Source organism: Photorhabdus tasmaniensis, assembly GCF_011189505.1.
Classification (GTDB): Bacteria; Pseudomonadota; Gammaproteobacteria; order Enterobacterales; family Enterobacteriaceae; genus Photorhabdus; species Photorhabdus tasmaniensis.
The window spans coordinates 1-17,010 of sequence record NZ_PUJU01000030.1 but is presented as its reverse complement, the minus strand read 5'-3'; the positions used below and the strand labels follow the sequence as shown (position 1 = coordinate 17,010).

General features: G+C 40.2%; 15 protein-coding genes. 7 read left to right on the top strand and 8 right to left on the bottom strand.

The features are described 5' to 3' along the window. Window positions 1-291: 291 nt before the first annotated feature. The 4 genes from rsmG to asnC all read right to left on the bottom strand — a co-directional run bounded on the left by rsmG (window position 292) and on the right by asnC (window position 4,189). Complete coding sequence (rsmG, locus tag C5471_RS14310) at window positions 292-912, bottom strand: 16S rRNA (guanine(527)-N(7))-methyltransferase RsmG (protein WP_133814123.1); 621 nt, start codon at window positions 910-912, stop codon at window positions 292-294. A gap of 13 nt (window positions 913-925) precedes the next feature. After that, a complete protein-coding gene (mnmG, locus tag C5471_RS14305) occupies window positions 926-2,815 on the bottom strand; it encodes a tRNA uridine-5-carboxymethylaminomethyl(34) synthesis enzyme MnmG (RefSeq protein WP_133814124.1) in 1,890 nt (629 codons plus the stop codon). Window positions 2,816-3,195: 380 nt separating this feature from the next. Continuing rightward, on the bottom strand, window positions 3,196-3,636 hold the full coding sequence (mioC, locus tag C5471_RS14300; RefSeq protein ID WP_133814125.1) for an FMN-binding protein MioC: 441 nt from the start codon (window positions 3,634-3,636) through the stop codon (window positions 3,196-3,198). Between the two features lie 91 nt (window positions 3,637-3,727). Then, on the bottom strand, window positions 3,728-4,189 hold the full coding sequence (gene asnC / locus C5471_RS14295) for a transcriptional regulator AsnC (RefSeq protein WP_023044946.1): 462 nt from the start codon (window positions 4,187-4,189) through the stop codon (window positions 3,728-3,730). Between the two features lie 165 nt (window positions 4,190-4,354). On the opposite strand from asnC, the gene asnA reads away from it, so the two are divergent. After that, a complete protein-coding gene (gene asnA, locus C5471_RS14290) occupies window positions 4,355-5,347 on the top strand; it encodes an aspartate--ammonia ligase (protein WP_133814126.1) in 993 nt (330 codons plus the stop codon). 6 nt (window positions 5,348-5,353) lie between these two features. Here the strand turns inward: asnA and viaA are convergent, their stop codons facing one another. Together viaA and ravA are read right to left on the bottom strand one after the other, a co-directional pair. After that, window positions 5,354-6,811, bottom strand: a complete 1,458-nt coding sequence (viaA, locus tag C5471_RS14285) for an ATPase RavA stimulator ViaA (protein ID WP_133814127.1) — start codon at window positions 6,809-6,811, stop codon at window positions 5,354-5,356. Window positions 6,812-6,815: 4 nt separating this feature from the next. Next, on the bottom strand, window positions 6,816-8,327 hold the full coding sequence (gene ravA, locus C5471_RS14280; RefSeq protein ID WP_133814270.1) for an ATPase RavA: 1,512 nt from the start codon (window positions 8,325-8,327) through the stop codon (window positions 6,816-6,818). Window positions 8,328-8,586: 259 nt separating this feature from the next. Between ravA and rbsD the strand changes: the two genes are divergently transcribed. The 6 genes from rbsD (at window position 8,587) to rbsR (ending at window position 14,410) form a co-directional block, all read left to right on the top strand. Continuing rightward, a complete protein-coding gene (gene rbsD, locus C5471_RS14275; protein WP_133814128.1) occupies window positions 8,587-9,006 on the top strand; it encodes a D-ribose pyranase in 420 nt (139 codons plus the stop codon). Window positions 9,007-9,013: 7 nt separating this feature from the next. Further along, complete coding sequence (rbsA, locus tag C5471_RS14270; protein WP_133814129.1) at window positions 9,014-10,519, top strand: ribose ABC transporter ATP-binding protein RbsA; 1,506 nt, start codon at window positions 9,014-9,016, stop codon at window positions 10,517-10,519. 6 nt (window positions 10,520-10,525) lie between these two features. Then, window positions 10,526-11,497 (top strand): ribose ABC transporter permease, encoded by a 972-nt coding sequence (gene rbsC, locus C5471_RS14265; RefSeq protein ID WP_133814130.1) that lies wholly within the window; start codon window positions 10,526-10,528, stop codon window positions 11,495-11,497. A gap of 24 nt (window positions 11,498-11,521) precedes the next feature. Continuing rightward, entirely contained in the window at window positions 11,522-12,412 is an 891-nt protein-coding gene (gene rbsB / locus C5471_RS14260; protein ID WP_133814131.1) for a ribose ABC transporter substrate-binding protein RbsB, read from the top strand. A gap of 64 nt (window positions 12,413-12,476) precedes the next feature. Further along, the gene (rbsK, locus tag C5471_RS14255) at window positions 12,477-13,406 is read left to right on the top strand and encodes a ribokinase (protein ID WP_133814132.1); all 930 of its coding nucleotides are present in this window, start codon (window positions 12,477-12,479) and stop codon (window positions 13,404-13,406) included. 2 nt (window positions 13,407-13,408) lie between these two features. Beyond that, a complete protein-coding gene (gene rbsR, locus C5471_RS14250) occupies window positions 13,409-14,410 on the top strand; it encodes a ribose operon transcriptional repressor RbsR (RefSeq protein ID WP_133814133.1) in 1,002 nt (333 codons plus the stop codon). Here rbsR and mdtD read toward each other — a convergent pair. Together mdtD and C5471_RS14240 are read right to left on the bottom strand one after the other, a co-directional pair. Further along, window positions 14,407-15,804 carry a multidrug transporter subunit MdtD gene (mdtD, locus tag C5471_RS14245; RefSeq protein WP_166296025.1) on the bottom strand — a complete coding sequence of 466 codons (1,398 nt, stop codon included), beginning with the start codon at window positions 15,802-15,804 and terminating at the stop codon, window positions 14,407-14,409. The two genes, rbsR and mdtD, sit on opposite strands and share 4 nt — an antisense overlap. Window positions 15,805-15,873: 69 nt before the next feature. Continuing rightward, window positions 15,874-16,563 carry a FadR/GntR family transcriptional regulator gene (locus tag C5471_RS14240; protein WP_133814134.1) on the bottom strand — a complete coding sequence of 230 codons (690 nt, stop codon included), beginning with the start codon at window positions 16,561-16,563 and terminating at the stop codon, window positions 15,874-15,876. Window positions 16,564-17,010 lie beyond the last annotated feature (447 nt).

Genomic DNA, 17,010 nt, shown 5'->3' with positions numbered 1-17,010 from the left:
ATTAACAATAAAATCAATAAGTTAATTTAAATTAATAGAAAAAGGTTATTATATTATTGACTTAAATTACCAAGCTAATTTTTAGCTGCTTTAAAAAAGCGAATCTGATGAAAAAACGCTTTATCTGATTTTTAAAGTCCCAACTATCTTAATATCAAGATAACGTTATTTTTATGTAATAACGCGGTAAATTAAAGCTGAAACGAGACAAATCATAATTGACGATGTTGACCACAGTATATTGTGCTCAACATCACTAATTATTTATAACTTTATTGACAAATAACAAACTTAGTTTGATTTAAGGATAACCAGATGGCGTTGCCCTTCCAGTTCAGGAACATCTAACTGAATAACTGAATCAACAACAATTCCGGAAGGTAACGTGGTAAATTCTTCCTCAGGGAGCACTCCTTTAAGTGCATAGAATCGTCCATGAACAGATTCAGGCAAATGGCAACACCAAGAGACCATATCCTGCAATGAGGCAAAAGCACGGCTTATGACTCCATCAAAAAGCGGCTCAGAGGAATACATTTCAACCCGGCTTTGCACTGGTTCAATATTCGCCAAACCAAGTTCATGCTGAACCTGGCGCAAAAATCTGACTCTTTTACCTAAACTATCCAACAATGTGAAATGAGAATTTGGACGAACAATAGCTAATGGGATCCCCGGCAACCCCGGACCTGTGCCTACATCGATAAAACGATGACCTTGCAGATAAGGACTGACAACAATGCTATCCATAATATGACGCACCAGCATTTGCTCTGGTTCACGGACAGACGTGAGATTATAGGCTTTATTCCATTTGTTGAGCATATCAACATAAGCCATGAGCAACTGTTTTTGCTGTTGTGAAAGCGCTATTCCTGCTTTAGTCAGCAAAAACTCCAGTTTATTAAGCACAATAAAAATCCTCTCAGGCACTACGACGCAGTAAGCCCTGTTTTTTCAGCCATACAAGTAAAATTGAAATTGCAGCCGGAGTTACCCCTGAAATGCGTGAAGCCTGACCAATTGAGTTTGGCTTATGATCATTGAGTTTAGCGATAACTTCATTAGAAAGACCACTAATTTGACGGTAATCGAGATCAATCGGTAATGACGTGTTTTCATTACGCAATTGTTTTTCAATTTCTTCCTGTTGACGGGCAATATACCCTTCATATTTGACCTGAATTTCAACCTGATCAGCTGCCTGTGGTTCTTTAAGGCCAGGTGAAAACAGTGGCAATGAAGTTAGGATTTCATAATTCATTTCAGGGCGACGCAGTAGATCTTCACCATTAGCTTCTTTCGATAATGGCATTTTTAATATGTTGTTGATGTCACCAAGATTATTTGAGTGAGGGTGGATCCAAATATTACGCAAACGCTGATGTTCCTGTTCAATCATCTCCACCTTACGGCAATAATGTTCCCAGCGGGAATCATCCACCAATCCTAATTCGTGGCCTTTTTCTGTTAGACGGAGATCTGCATTATCTTCACGCAACATCAGGCGATATTCAGCCCGGGAAGTAAACATACGGTATGGTTCTTTCGTGCCCAGAGTACATAAATCATCAACCAGAACACCAATATAAGCTTGATCACGACGAGGGAACCATCCCTCTTCTTCTGAAGCGTAACGGGCTGCATTAAGCCCTGCTAAGAGCCCCTGAGCGGCTGCTTCTTCATAGCCAGTCGTACCATTAATTTGCCCAGCGAAGAATAAGCCATGGATAAATTTACTTTCCAGTGTCTGTTTCAGATCTCTTGGATCAAAGAAGTCATATTCTATTGCATAGCCTGGGCGAACAATGCGGGCATTTTCCATCCCTTTCATGGAATGAACAATTTGCATCTGTACATCAAACGGCAAGCTGGTAGAAATGCCATTTGGGTAAATTTCATTACTGGTCAGCCCTTCTGGCTCAAGAAAGATCTGATGCGCATTGCGATCCGCAAAACGCATGACTTTATCTTCGATCGAAGGACAGTAACGTGGGCCGATCCCTTCAATGATCCCTGCATACATTGGGCTGCGATCTAAATTATTGCGGATCACATCGTGCGTTTTTTCATTGGTATGGGTGATATAACATGGCATCTGTTGTGGATGCTGCCCAATATTTCCGAGAAAAGAGAATACTGGAATTGGATTATCACCTAACTGTTGTGTTAACTGGCTAAAATCAATGGTTCTGGCATCAATACGTGGTGGCGTACCTGTTTTTAATCTATTGACACGTAAAGGTAACTCACGTAAACGCTGCGCTAATGAAATCGCGGGAGGATCACCAGCTCTTCCTCCACTGTAATTTTCCAGACCAATATGGATTTTACCATCAAGGAATGTACCTACTGTCAGAACAACGGCTTTGGCCCTGAATTTAAGTCCCATACGGGTGATTGCACCAGTGACAGTCTCGTTTTCGACAATGAGATCTTCTACAGATTGTTGAAAAATCATTAGGTTAGGTTGATTTTCTAATGCTCTGCGTATCGCTTGACGGTAAAGAACTCTGTCGGCTTGAGCACGTGTTGCTCGGACAGCCGGTCCTTTACTGGCATTTAAGGTTCTAAACTGAATACCAGCCTGATCGGTGGCTTTAGCCATTAAGCCACCAAGTGCGTCAATTTCTTTAACCAGATGCCCTTTACCGATCCCACCGATGGCTGGGTTACATGACATTTGGCCCAAAGTATCAATATTGTGAGTCAGTAATAAGGTTCGACAGCCCATACGAGCAGCTGCCATAGCAGCTTCAGTACCGGCATGACCACCACCGATAATGATGACGTCAAATTGCTCTGGATAAAACATGGTGATGAACCTTCAATTATAAGAATGCTTAGTGCTGCATTAAGGGAAGAGAATTCTACTCAAGTTTAGGCGATAGACCAAGTGGGTAAGATCGCCGGTAATTAAAAGAAGATCTTTTTTATTTAAAGATCTCTTTATTAGATCTTTTATTAGGATCGTGATCTTTTGTGGATAAGTCATTTTTACTTAGAAAGATCATAACATTGTAAAGGATCATTTACTGTGAATGATCCGTGATCCTAGTCGGTATAAACTGGGATCTAAACAGCAAGTTATTCACAGTGCGATCATGGACTGATAGTTATACTATGGATAACTACGGGTTAACCCCGGCTTTTTATATGAGTTATCCACAATCGTTCGCTGTTTTTTTGTTCAAATCAGAGTTTGTTTGCCCAATTTTTAACCCATTCTTCTGCGGGATCTTCGGGGATCTCATGTTGTTGGATATCAATTTCCAGACGATCGCCGAGGCGTTTGGCCCCATTTTCCACTAATAGTTGATCAAGAGATCTTATCGCCCCACAGAAAGTATCGTATTCAGAACTGCCAATGCCAACAGCACCAAATGTTACTTTGCTGAGATCCGGTTTTTGTTCAGAAATTTCTTCTGCCAGTGGTTGTATATTTTCTGGCAATTCCCCTGCTCCATGCGTGGACGTGACTACCAACCAGATCCCTTCTTGAGGAAGTTCATCAAGAGAGGGGCCGTGCAGCATTTCGGTGGAAAAACCAGTATCTTCCAGAATTTCAGCCATATGTTCAGCTACGTATTCAGCACTGCCCATAGTACTGCCGCTGATTAAGGTAATAGTGGCCATAGTGATCCCTACAGATTTCAAGAGCGGCTATTGTACGCTGTGAATCTGTTGGGATCTACCTGTGGATAATATGGTTATAACAAATTTTATCTTATGGCTTGATTGTTCGCATAATCGGGTTTTGCAAGGAGATCAGGGTTTCTGTTGATTGGATCTCATCGATAGTCTGTATTTTGTTGATAAGTACATCTTGAAGAGATTCAATTGAGCGGCACATAACTTTAGTAAAGATGCTGTAGTGACCTGTTGTGTAGTAGACCTCAACGACTTCATTCAGGTTACTTAATTTCTTTAGAGCTGATGGGTAATCTTTAGCGCTTTTAAGAATAATGCCAATAAAGCAACAAACATCATAACCAAGTTGTTTCGTACTGATATCAACTCTGGTACCGGTGATGATCCCTGCTTGCTTCATTTTTTCTACACGAACGTGAATGGTTCCTGGGCTGACGGCAAATTTCTTTGCCAGTTCGGCATAAGGTGTACGTGCGTTGTCCATTAAAGCGTGAAGTATGTCACGGTCCAGATTATCGATCTGATAAATTTCTGCCATTTCCAGCTCCATTTTTTATCGAATTTTCATTTTTTCTATATTAAAAATGAATTTTATAAAGAATAAAGACTATTTTTATTAAAGTATATTGAATTTATACCTTGTTCTATTGCTTAATGTTTGCAACAGGACATCAGGGCGACCTAAAAATTTGAGAATAATATTATGAAAAAGTCATTTATTGAGAAGCAGCAACAAATCAGTTTCGTGAAATCCTTCTTTTCCCGTTTGCTGGAAAACAAGCTGGGTCTGATTGAAGTACAAGGGCCAATTCTAAGCTGTTTAGGTGATGGTATTCAGGATAACTTATCCGGCCATGAAAAGGCGGTTCAGGTAAAGGTGAAAACTTTACCTGATTCAACTTTCGAAGTAGTGCATTCATTGGCTAAATGGAAACGTAAGACACTGGGCCGTTTTGATTTTCAGCCGGAGCAAGGGCTTTACACTCACATGAAAGCATTGCGTCCGGACGAGGATCGCTTAACACCAATTCACTCTGTTTATGTTGATCAATGGGATTGGGAAAAAGTGATGGGAGATGGGCAACGCTCACTTGCTTATCTAAAACAGACAGTAGGTAAAATTTACGAAGCAATAAAAGAAACAGAAAAAGCGGTCAGCAAAGAGTTTGGTCTGGCACCGTTCCTGCCAGATCAAATTCACTTTGTTCACAGTGAAACGCTTCTGAGCCGTTATCCTGATCTGGATGCAAAAGGTCGCGAACGTGCGATTGCTAAAGAGTTGGGAGCTGTTTTCCTCATTGGTATTGGTGCGAAATTATCTGATGGCCAATCACATGATGTTCGTGCACCGGATTATGACGACTGGACGACACAAAACAGTGATGGTTTTGCTGGTCTGAATGGCGACATCATTGTTTGGAACCCTGTTTTAGAGGATGCTTTTGAGATCTCTTCTATGGGTATCCGTGTTGACGCAGAAGCACTGGAGCGCCAATTGACGCTGACAGGTGATGAACAGCGCTTGCAATATGATTGGCATCAGGCGTTACTCAAAGGCGATATGCCACAGTCGATTGGCGGAGGTATTGGTCAATCCCGTTTGGTGATGTTACTGCTGCAAATGAAACATATCGGTCAGGTTCAATGCAGCATATGGTCACCTGAAGTACGCGAAACGGTAGAAGGCATGCTCTGATTCAATTCAGTGACGCCATTTTCGCAGTAAACGGTTTTTAAGTCCGGTATCAAAACGCCAGATATGATCGAATATCCGCATAATACCGGGCTTACCATATTGGGACATGGAGACCGCATGGAAGCGGTGTTGCTGATGCTGTTGCAGATTTTTTATCTGATGGATTAGTGGATCCGGTAAACGCTGGGCAATGAAATCTGAAATAACAACAGCATCAGCATCTTTCCAACATTGCTCTTTCATTTTTTCTATTGTGCTTGCCAGACAAAAAGTTAAATCTGTGCCGCCTCTAAAAGTCTGGCCGAGAAAACGAATAGCTTGCTCCAGGCCATCTGGTGAAGATAGTTCATAGTGCACAATTTCTGTAGTAAATAACATGATGTGACAGTTACGATCATCTGCTAATGCAATGCGTAACAGTGCCAGACAAAAAGCTTTGGCGCATTTTTCATTGAATCCTCCCATAGAGCCGGAAGTATCCACACAGACAATAAATGGTCCTCTTGGCTTTTCTTCCTGATTATAATGAGTGACTGGTCGTAATGTTGTTTTCTGTTGCCAACTATCTCCTTGTAAGCGATAGGTCAATAAGCGTTTTTCCACCAATCTGCGATAAAATTCATATTCCAGATCTTCAATTCCCAATATTGCCAGTTCTGTTGGTAACAGGCGTAAAATATCATCACTTTGCCCTATGCCATTTACCTGTTCAGGAACGGTATCGGGTGTCCGTTCAATGGTAGTACAGGGTTCGAGAAGATAGCTTTCCTGTGGCTTTGATTTTGCAGATTGGCTACGACCCAGTAATTGGGCCAGTTTTTCCAGTTCCGGTTGTTGGCGAAGAAATTCACTGTAGCGAATCAATAGCTGTTGATCATTTCGGGAATGATCTAATTGATTTTTACTCATATCCCATAATCGTCCCGCCGCCCTATCATTTTCACTGAAAATAGGATCAAGATTACCGCTTAGTGTTAGCCGTTGTTGCAATTCTGCCAGTAATTGCTCTTTTTCTTGTTCCAGTAATTTCTTGTGGAAAGTTGTGGTTTGCAAGATCAGACTGAGCCGCCATCGTTGGATAAATAGGATTTGTAATGTATTTGAATGATCAGTGGTGCCAGTTGCCAATTTCTGTGCTTCTTCAATAAAAGGGGATTTAATTCGGTTCAATATTTCCAAAATATCGGGAAGTTTAAGATAAAAATTATCGGTGTTGGTAGACTGCAATTGTTGGTATAACTGAAATTCTTCTGCCAAGGTTGCAGGAATCAGCGCTTCTTTAATTCTTTGTTGTAAATCTTGTTTCCAACCGGGAATGTCTTTTAATAGGGCACGTTTCAGTCGGGGATATTTTTCAAAAAAAATGGCTAATTGAGGCGAAGCCAGAAGAGTTAATATAAGCTCTTCTATCAGTTCACCTTCGTTTACTGATAGTAAAAGATCAAGGGTTGTTAGGCTTATCATTTAGTTAGTTGCCCATCTTTATTTTCAACTGATTGATTCTATCTGCTAGTTGGATAAAACTTTGCTCTATTGCCGCAAACCAATGGTTTTCAATGAATAAACATGGCTGATGTTGACTAAATAATTGGCGTTGATGGTAAATTTCTTGATTAATTTTCTCTAGTTTTTCCAACCACTCGCTGTTTTTTTCGTTTTGTTGATGTTGACCATCCGGTAAATATAAAGTAGAGGAACGACGGCTAATATCAAAAATCTCTGGTTGGTGTACTGAATTAATTTCGGCTGCTATATCTTGTGGAAAACCGATACCATTCAGGCGGGCTGGTAAACTTCCACCTTTATTTATCCAGGTATTTAGCGTCTTTTTTTCTGTTTCAATAAAATTGACTTGAATATCATGGATATGAAGAGGTGTATGCAGGAACAAAGTCAATTTTTCTTCATTAATGTGATCGGGTAGCGAATATTGTATTTTGCGTCCGAACAAACCTGTTTGTTTTTCCAGGTACAACGCCTGTTGATTGTTTTTATCCTGACGGGCTTGAATCCATTGGTGATAAAGTGAATCAATTTGCTGAGATGATACTCTTTGCTGATATGCTTGTTCGATCATGAGAGTATTCAGATATTGAGGTAATAATTTGAAAGAGTGAAGATCATACCACAGACAATCTTTTAACAATATTAAATCAAGTGGCGATATTTCTCTTCTACCATTGAAGAAAGCGCTAGCTTGTAATAAATGAATTGCTTTCTTCCAGCGTCGGTCTGAAACATAAGGTGAATGTTCCGTCGAATCAAGTTGCTGACGTAGATGATAGATAATATCAAAACAATTCTCTGGTAGAACTATTTTATTAATCTCTTTTTGCCATTGATGAAACTCTTCACTTGTTATCTGAATATTTTCTGGGACAGGGTTATCATTTTCATTTTTTTTGTTAGTAAGTAATGCCCGGAAGTTCTGTTTTTCTTGAATTTTATCCAACCAAATACGGATTAGCATTCGGTCATAAAGAGCCTCAAGGCTGCTATCTGCTTCAGGTAATTCATTAGATGCTGTTATCAGTAATCGCATCGGAATTTTCTCTTCTGTATCCCCATTCCTGAATTTTCTTTCGTTAATTGCAGTCAGCAAGGTATTGAGAATTGCTGGGCCGGCTTTCCATATTTCATCGAGAAAGACAATTTCAGTTTCAGGTAAATAGCCGGTGGTCAGTCGCTGATAACGTCCTTCTTCTTTCAATGCTTGAATAGAAAGAGGACCGAAAATTTCTTCGGGAGTGGAGAAACGGGTCATCAGATACTCAAATGCTCTGGCACCATGAAACGCAAATTTTAATCGGCGGGCTATCAGACTTTTTGCGATCCCTGGGGGACCAAGCAGGAAAACGCTTTCCCCGCACAGTGCAGCTAGCAGGCATAAACGAATCGTCTGTTGTCTTTCATACAGACCACTCTCCAGATAGTTACTTAAACAAGCTATTTTTTCCGTTATTTGCATAATTCGTACCAATATTATCTGTTGGGATAAATAAAATCTAATCACTCTTCTTCTCTTCATAGATTTTAATCATCATTTATTTATGAAGACTATATTTACCTTAAAAAACGATTCAGCGTCAAATATTCAATGAGTTAACGTTTATTTTTGGTTTTTTTATTGTCGAAACGTTATCGATAACGATCACACTTTTGTATTATTAATGTTGCATTTTAAATGTTACTTTCTATATTACTTTAATAGCGAAACGTTTCGCTAATGGAATAAAAAAATGAAAAAAGGTGTATTACTTAATTCTGAAATTTCAGCCGTAATTTCTCGGCTGGGGCATACTGACCAGATTACAATTGGTGACATTGGGTTATCAATTCCTTCTTCAGCCCAGCGGATTGATTTAGCGCTAACCCAGGGGATCCCTAGTTTTATATCCGTTCTTAATGTCGTGACACAGGAAATGCAGGTTGAAGCTGCATTTTTAGCTGAGGAGATCATTATCTATAATCCTTTGATACATAAATTAATATTATCTCAGATTAAGGAGCTGGAGGAACAACAAGGGAGTTCAATTATTGTGGAATATATCAGTCATAATATATTGAAAGAGAAAACGGAATATAGCCGAGCGATGATTCGTACTGGAGAGAATTCTCCTTATGCCAATATCATCCTTTGTGCTGGTGTGACTTTCTGAGGTGGTTATGCGACCTGCACTGGAACTAAAAGGAATTAGCAAATCTTTTCCTGGTGTTAAAGCATTATCCGGTGCGGCACTATGTGTTTATCCGGGTAAAGTCATGGCATTGGTAGGGGAGAATGGTGCAGGTAAATCCACGATGATGAAAGTATTGACCGGAATATATACCAAAGATACAGGCACAATTCATTATTTAGGAAAAGAAGTGATTTTTTCTGGTCCTAAATCCTCTCAGGACGCGGGTATTGGGATTATCCATCAAGAATTAAATCTTATTCCCCAACTGACTATTGCTGAAAATATTTTCCTGGGGCGTGAATTCGTTAATAAATTTGGTGCCATTGACTGGAAAAAAATGTATCAGGAAGCCGATCGCCTTTTGAAAAAGTTGAATTTGAGTTACAGCAGTCACTGGCGGGTAGCTGAACTTTCTATCGGTGATCAGCAAATGATTGAGATAGCTAAGGTGCTGAGTTTTGAATCCAAAGTTATCATCATGGATGAACCAACTGATGCACTGACTGATACAGAAACTGAATCATTGTTTAACGTAATACGTGAACTGACATCGCAGGGGTGCGGTATTGTTTATATCTCTCATCGTCTGAAAGAAATCTTTGAAATTTGCGATGATGTTACGGTATTCCGTGATGGGCAATTTATTGGTGAAAAGCCGGTAAAGCAGTTAAAAGAAGAGACTCTGATTGAAATGATGGTTGGGAGAAAACTGGAAGAGCAATATCCTCGCTTAAATTTGCCTCGTGGCAAGAAGCGGCTTGAAGTTAAGCAAATTTCGGGTCCCGGTATGACAAATGTTAGCTTTTCCCTTTATAGCGGAGAAATTTTGGGTATATCGGGGTTGATGGGGGCTGGCCGCACTGAATTAATGAAAATGATTTATGGTGCGTTGCCAAAAACTCAAGGACAAATCACTCTGGATGGGACGCCTGTTGTAACCCGTAATCCTCAGGACGGATTAGCTTGTGGGATTGTTTATATTTCAGAAGATCGAAAGTGTGATGGATTAGTTTTGGATATGTCAGTTAAAGAGAATATGTCTCTTACTGCTTTACGTTATTTTAGTAATAAATCAGGTGGCCTGAATCATAAAAAAGAGCAGCAGGCAGTCAATGACTTTATCAAGTTATTTAATATCAAAACACCTTCAATGGAGCAGACGATTGGCCTGCTTTCTGGAGGTAATCAGCAAAAAGTGGCAATTGCTCGTGGATTAATGACCAGACCAAAAATTCTTATCTTGGATGAACCGACTCGGGGAGTCGATGTCGGTGCAAAAAAAGAAATTTATCAACTCATTAATCAGTTTAAACAAGAGGGTTTGAGTATCATCCTTGTTTCTTCTGAAATGCCAGAAGTGATAGGAATGAGTGATCGTATTTTGGTCATGTATGAAGGTCACATCAGCGGAGAATTTTTTGCTGAACAGGCAACTCAAGAAATTTTGATGGCGGCGGCTGTTGGCAAACAATATGGAGCGATTCGGGAGTAATTCAGTATGAATTCGAACATATCACCGACATCTAAGCGTTGGTTTACTAAAGAATGGCTACTGAAGCAAAAGTCATTGATTGCGTTGTTAGTATTGATAGCCGTAGTTTCTTCTCTTAGCCCAAATTTTTTCACGTTAAATAATTTATTTAATATTCTGCAACAGACATCAGTCAATGCCATTATGGCAGTTGGGATGACATTGGTTATTTTAACATCGGGTATTGATCTGTCTGTTGGTTCATTGCTTGCATTGACAGGCGCAGTAGCAGCTTCATTGGTTGGTATGGAAGTTAATGCGCTGGTGGCTGTAGTGGGTGCTTTGGCTTTAGGTACTGCGATTGGTGCTTGTACAGGAATAGTTATTGCTAAAGGTAAAGTACAGGCTTTTATTGCCACTTTGGTCATGATGTTACTACTTCGTGGAATAACCCGCGTCTACACTGATGGTAGCCCAATAAATACAGGATTCAGTAATAATGCAGATCTGTTTGGCTGGTTTGGTATTGGTCGTCCATTGGGAATTCCTACTCCAATATGGCTAATGTTGATAGTTTTTGTTATTGCATGGTATCTCCTGCATCACACTCGTTTAGGTCGTTATATTTATGCTCTGGGGGGTAATGAATCGGCTACCCGTTTGTCTGGTATCAGTGTCGATAAAATCAAGATTATCGTTTACGCCTTATGCGGCTTACTGACGGCATTAGCAAGTATCATTGAAGTGGCTCGTCTTTCTTCTGCTCAACCAATGGCAGGGAGTGGTTATGAATTGGATGCTATTGCTGCTGTCGTTTTGGGCGGAACTCGTCTGGCTGGTGGTAAGGGATTAATTACGGGGACTTTGATTGGTGCGCTAATCCTCGGTTTTTTAAATAATGGCCTAAACTTATTAGGTATTTCTTCTAACTACCAGATGATTGTTAAAGCAAGTGTAATATTGTTGGCCGTTCTGGTTGATAACAAAAGTGGTAAATAACCTCATCCTATAGGAAATAAGACAATGAGAATGAAGAAATTAGTCACAATTTTATCTGCTGTTACACTAGGCGCGACTATAAGTGTAAATGCGTTAGCGAAAGATACTATCGCGTTAGTCATTTCTACACTAAATAATCCATTTTTTGTCGCCATGAAAGAGAGCGCTCAAAAAGAGGCGGATAAATTGGGTTATAACCTAATTGTGCTGGATTCTCAGGATAACCCAGCGAAGGAATTAGCTAATGTTCAGGATTTGACGGTACGTGGTACTAAACTAATGCTGATTAACCCAACTGATTCTGATGCTGTAGGTAATGCTATTATCATCGCTAACAATGCGAAAATTCCGGTAATTACTCTCGATCGGATAGCGAATAAAGGTACGGTTGTCAGCCATATTGCTTCTGATAACCGCCTGGGTGGTAAAATAGCGGGTGATTTTATTGCTGAAAAATTAGGGAATGAAGCCAACATTATTCAGTTAGAAGGTATTACTGGTACTTCTGCTGCCCGTGAACGTGGTGAAGGATTTAATAAAGCAGCACGAGAACATAAGTTTAATGTGCTGGCTAGTCAGCCTGCTGATTTTGACCGTACCAAAGGTTTGAATGTTATGCAGAACTTACTGATAGCTCATCCGGCTATACAAGCTGTATTTGCTCAGAATGATGAGATGGCGTTGGGGGCTCTGCGTGCTTTACAGACAGCAGGTAAAAGAGATGTATTAGTTGTTGGCTTTGATGGCACGCAAGAGGGTATCAAAGCTGTTCAGGGTGGGAAATTAGGTGCGACAATCGCTCAACGTCCTGATCAAATTGGTATCGTTGGCATTCAGACAGCAGACAAAGTGCTGAAAAGTGAAAAAGTTGATGCTGTTATTCCTGTAGAACTGGAGTTGGTTATTAAAAAATAAATCGGTATTACTGTGCTGTTGCTAATTGATGGTAACGGCATATATGGAATAAGGAATAGATTTAATGAGTACCGCAAAACTTGCAGTGCTTGGCAGCATTAATGCTGACCATATTTTGAATCTTGAGTCGTTCCCTCGTCCGGGTGAAACGGTGATCGGGAAACAATACCAGATTGCTTTTGGTGGTAAAGGTGCTAATCAGGCGGTAGCAGCAGGTCGCAGTGGTGCTGATATTGAATTTATTGCTTGTGTCGGTGAGGACGATATTGGTTCCCGTATCTGCCAGCAGTTAGCCATGGATAATATTAAAACTTCTGGCATTGAAGTTATTGAAGGGGAAAAAACCGGTGTAGCGCTGATTTTCGTTAATCAGCAAGGTGAAAATTTTATTGGTATCAATACGGGGGCTAATGCTGCACTGACACCAGAATATTTCTATCGCTACCAAAATATTATTGAGGAAGCGGATGCATTATTAATGCAACTTGAGTCTCCATTGGAAACTGTACAACTTGCCGCAGAGATAGCTAAACAAAATGATACTAAAGTAATACTTAATCCGGCGCCGGCACAAAAATTATCTGATCAATTGCTCTCGCTGGTGGATATCATTACTCCGAATGAAATTGAAGCTGAATACCTGACTGGAATTACAGTAAAAGATGATTCAGGTGCGGAAAAAGCGGCTCAGATATTGCATGATAAAGGTATTGCAATAGTCATTATCACGTTGGGTAGCCGTGGTGTATGGTTGAGTGAAAAAGGTCAGAAAGGAGAAATTGTTCCGGGATTTAAAGTTAAAGTCGTAGATACTATTGCGGCGGGAGATACTTTCAATGGCGCGTTCGCGACAGCTTTGCTGGAAGGAAAAGCAATGTTATCTGCGGTACGGTTTGCCCACTCTGCTGCTGCAATAGCGGTAACCCGTCAGGGAGCTCAGCCTTCTGTCCCATGGCGAAATGAAATTGATGCATTTTTAACTGAACAGGACTGACTGTGGCTACAATGAAAGATGTTGCCCGTTTTGCAGGCGTCTCCACATCAACTGTGTCTCATGTTATTAACAATAACCGTTATGTCAGTGATGGTGTAAAAAAGAAAGTTAATGATGCTATTGAGCAACTAAATTATGCTCCGTCAGCGCTTGCACGAAGTCTGAAAATCAAGCAGACCAAAACCATTGGGATGTTGGTAACAACCAGTAATAACCCCTTTTATGCTGAAATTGTAAGAGGGGTTGAAAGAAACTGTTATGAACGTGGTTACAGCCTTATCTTGTGTAATACAGAGGGTGATGCCAAACGGATGGATTACAGCATGGAAACGTTGCTGCAAAAGCGAGTAGATGGGCTGTTGATCATGTGTACTGAGAACCAGCACAATTCTTGTAATGTTTTACGCCGTTATCCCCCTGTACCGATGGTCATGATGGATTGGTCTCCATTTGATATTGTTAGCGATGTTATTCAGGACAACTCCTTATTGGGAGGGGAGATGGCCACCAATTACCTCATCAGCTGTGGTTTTAAGAAAATAGCCTGTATTGCGGGTCCGCAAGATAAAACGCCTGCTAGCTATCGGTTGGAAGGATATAAAAAAGCAATGGCAGACGCTGGCCTTGTTATTCCTGAAGGATATGAAATTTATAGTGATTTTGAATTTTCTGGTGGTTTTGCATCAATGCAAAAATTGCTGCAACATCCAGAACTACCTGAAGCTGTTTTTGCTGGCAATGATGCAATGGCTGTTGGTGCTTATCAGGCTCTTTATCAAGCAGGGTTTTCCGTGCCGGATGATATTTCTATCATTGGTTATGATGATATCGACCTGGCTCCTTATATGATCCCACCTTTAACAACCATTCATCAGCCAAAAGATGAATTGGGAAAACTGGCTGTTGATACTTTGCTTTATCGGATGGATAACCCGGAGAGTGATCTTAAGTTATTAGTATTAACTCCAACATTGATTGAGCGTAACTCAGTTTCTCGTTCTTAAGTATTCTGTCTCTTATTCTCGATCATATTTTCTCCATCTTCCTTATGTAATAACAGGAAGGTGGAAGACGAGAGTAAAGTGATTATTCCCACTGTCATAAAAGTGTTGTGGAAGTTATCGACGGTTGTTCCATAAGGTATGGACTCATAGAAACGGAGGATAGCAGCACTTACTGCAACACCGAAACTAATAGACAACTGCTGAGTTACCGCTAATAAACTATTTCCTGAGCTGGCATTATTATCGGTCAGATCAGCCAGAGTAATGGTATTCATCGAAGTAAATTGAGTGGACACTGCCATACCAAGTAAAAATAGTGGGATGACTAAAAAAACAACGGACATTTCTGGTGATTGCAGTGAAAATTGAGAAATCATTAATCCGATGATGAGGGTTATACTAACCAGAGTTTTACGATAACCGAAACGTGTTAATACATTAGTAACAAAAGATTTAGCTATAATAGAACCGATAGCTGTTGGTGCCATCGCCATCCCGGCAAGGATTGCTGAATAACCAAAACCAACTTGTAGCATCAGAGGCATCAGAAAAGGAATGCACCCAGTTCCCAGGCGAGTAGCAAGATTACCGATAATACCGATAGAAAATGTGCGAGTACGGAATAACTTCAGACTGATAAGTGGTTGAGGGTGTTTTCTGGCATGCATCAGGTAGCCAAATAATATCATAAAACCGCCGATCATAACTGTGAGAGGTATATAGCCTGGTAACGAACTCTCTCCCAGTAAATCTAAACTAACGGAAACCATGACTAAACTCAGCCCAAAAAGTATGAAGCCGAAAAAGTCGAATGAACGTTTTGGCATTGTGAAATTAGGCATATGCTTTTTAGCATAAATAATCCCCAATAAACCAATTGGGATATTGATAATAAATATCCAATGCCAGGTAGCATAAGTGACTAATAATCCACCGAGCATAGGACCCAGAATTGGTCCTACTAACCCTGGCATGGTGACAAAATTCATAACGGCTAAAAGTTCACTGCGTGGGTATGCGCGTAATAAAGCAAGGCGGGCAACCGGCATCATCATTGCACCACCAATTCCCTGAATTACACGGGAAATAACCAGAAAAGCCAAATTACCTGACAAAGCACAGGCTAGGGAGCCTAAAGAAAATAAGGATACAGCAAAAATAAATACCCGGCGGGTACCAAAACGATCTGCTAGCCAGCCACTAACTGGAATGAGTAAAGCAACAGTCAGAGTATAGCTGACAACAGCAGATTGCATTGCCAGAGGTGAGTGTTCGAGGCTTTCAGCAATAGCGGGCAATGCTGTGTTGAGAATTGTTGCGTCTAAAGCTTGCATAAAAAAAGCTATTGCAGCAATCCAGGGTAGCCCCGCCATATTACGAGCGGTTTTTACCATTAATAATCCTACGGTGTTTATCTAAACCATGTTTGATTAGATATTAATCTAATACATTACTATATAAGATCATTCATGCTCTGTTAATAACTTGTGACAAGCGAGAAGTGCGCTACGACTGTCACCTTTGATGATTGAATCGACAATTGTTTTATGGGCTTCCAGTTGTACAACTTTATCAGAAATAATAGCTTCGAAATAGTTCTGATAAACTGGGCGAAATAAGTTGGCAAAAGAACCTAAAAATGGGTTTCCACAGGATTTATAAATGGTGTGGTGGAACTGGTAATCAATATCTATCCATTTTTCCCGGTTAAAATTTTCTTTCAGCAGATACATTTCATCTATTAGATGTAAAAGCTGTTTCTTTTGTTCTTGTGTGGCATTTTTTGCAGCAAGGAAGCAGGTTTGTGGTTCTATTGCTAATCTCACTATATGGAAGTGTTCAATCACTTGGCTAAGATTATCACGATTCATCCACCATTTTAATAAATCCTGATCAAGGAAATTCCAGTGAATAGTTGGCATGATGCGGGTACCAATACGTGGGCGAGGTAATAGCATACCTTTGGCTGCAAGTATTTTTATCGCTTCACGAACAGAAGTCCTGCTGACGTCAAACTGTTCAGCGAGTTCTATTTCACCAGGAAGGATGGCTTCAGTTTTATATTCGCCAGACAAAATCTGTTGTCCGATTTTTTCAGCTAAAAGATAAGAAAGGTTTTTCTGGGAAGCTTTTCTTTGTTCTTTAAATTGCATAGTAGATTTGAACCTTTTCCCGTATTTATCTATTTATACTACTTTAGTTTGGGAATAATTACTGTCGATGATATCTATTTTTGTGTAAAAAAACTCCAAAAATACGCATTTCGTTGGAAAAATCGGCGAACAACAGTTTTTTTCAAATAAATACTTGCCAGCGCCGAAGAACGCCCTATAATGCGCCACCACTGACCGACACAACGCTGACAAAGCGTGTGAGGCCAGGCAGAGAAAAGTGAATTAAGCGCTTGACTCTGCGGGCGAAAAGCGTAGTATACGCAGCCCGGCTGAACGAGAATATCAATTTTTGTTTCAGCCTGCTCTTTAACAATTAATCAGACAATCTGTGTGGGCACTCACAAGACCGTATCACAAAAAAATACACTAAAGTCTTGAAGAGTGAACAACAGTTAATTCATGACGAAATAACAGTCAGTTTCTTTG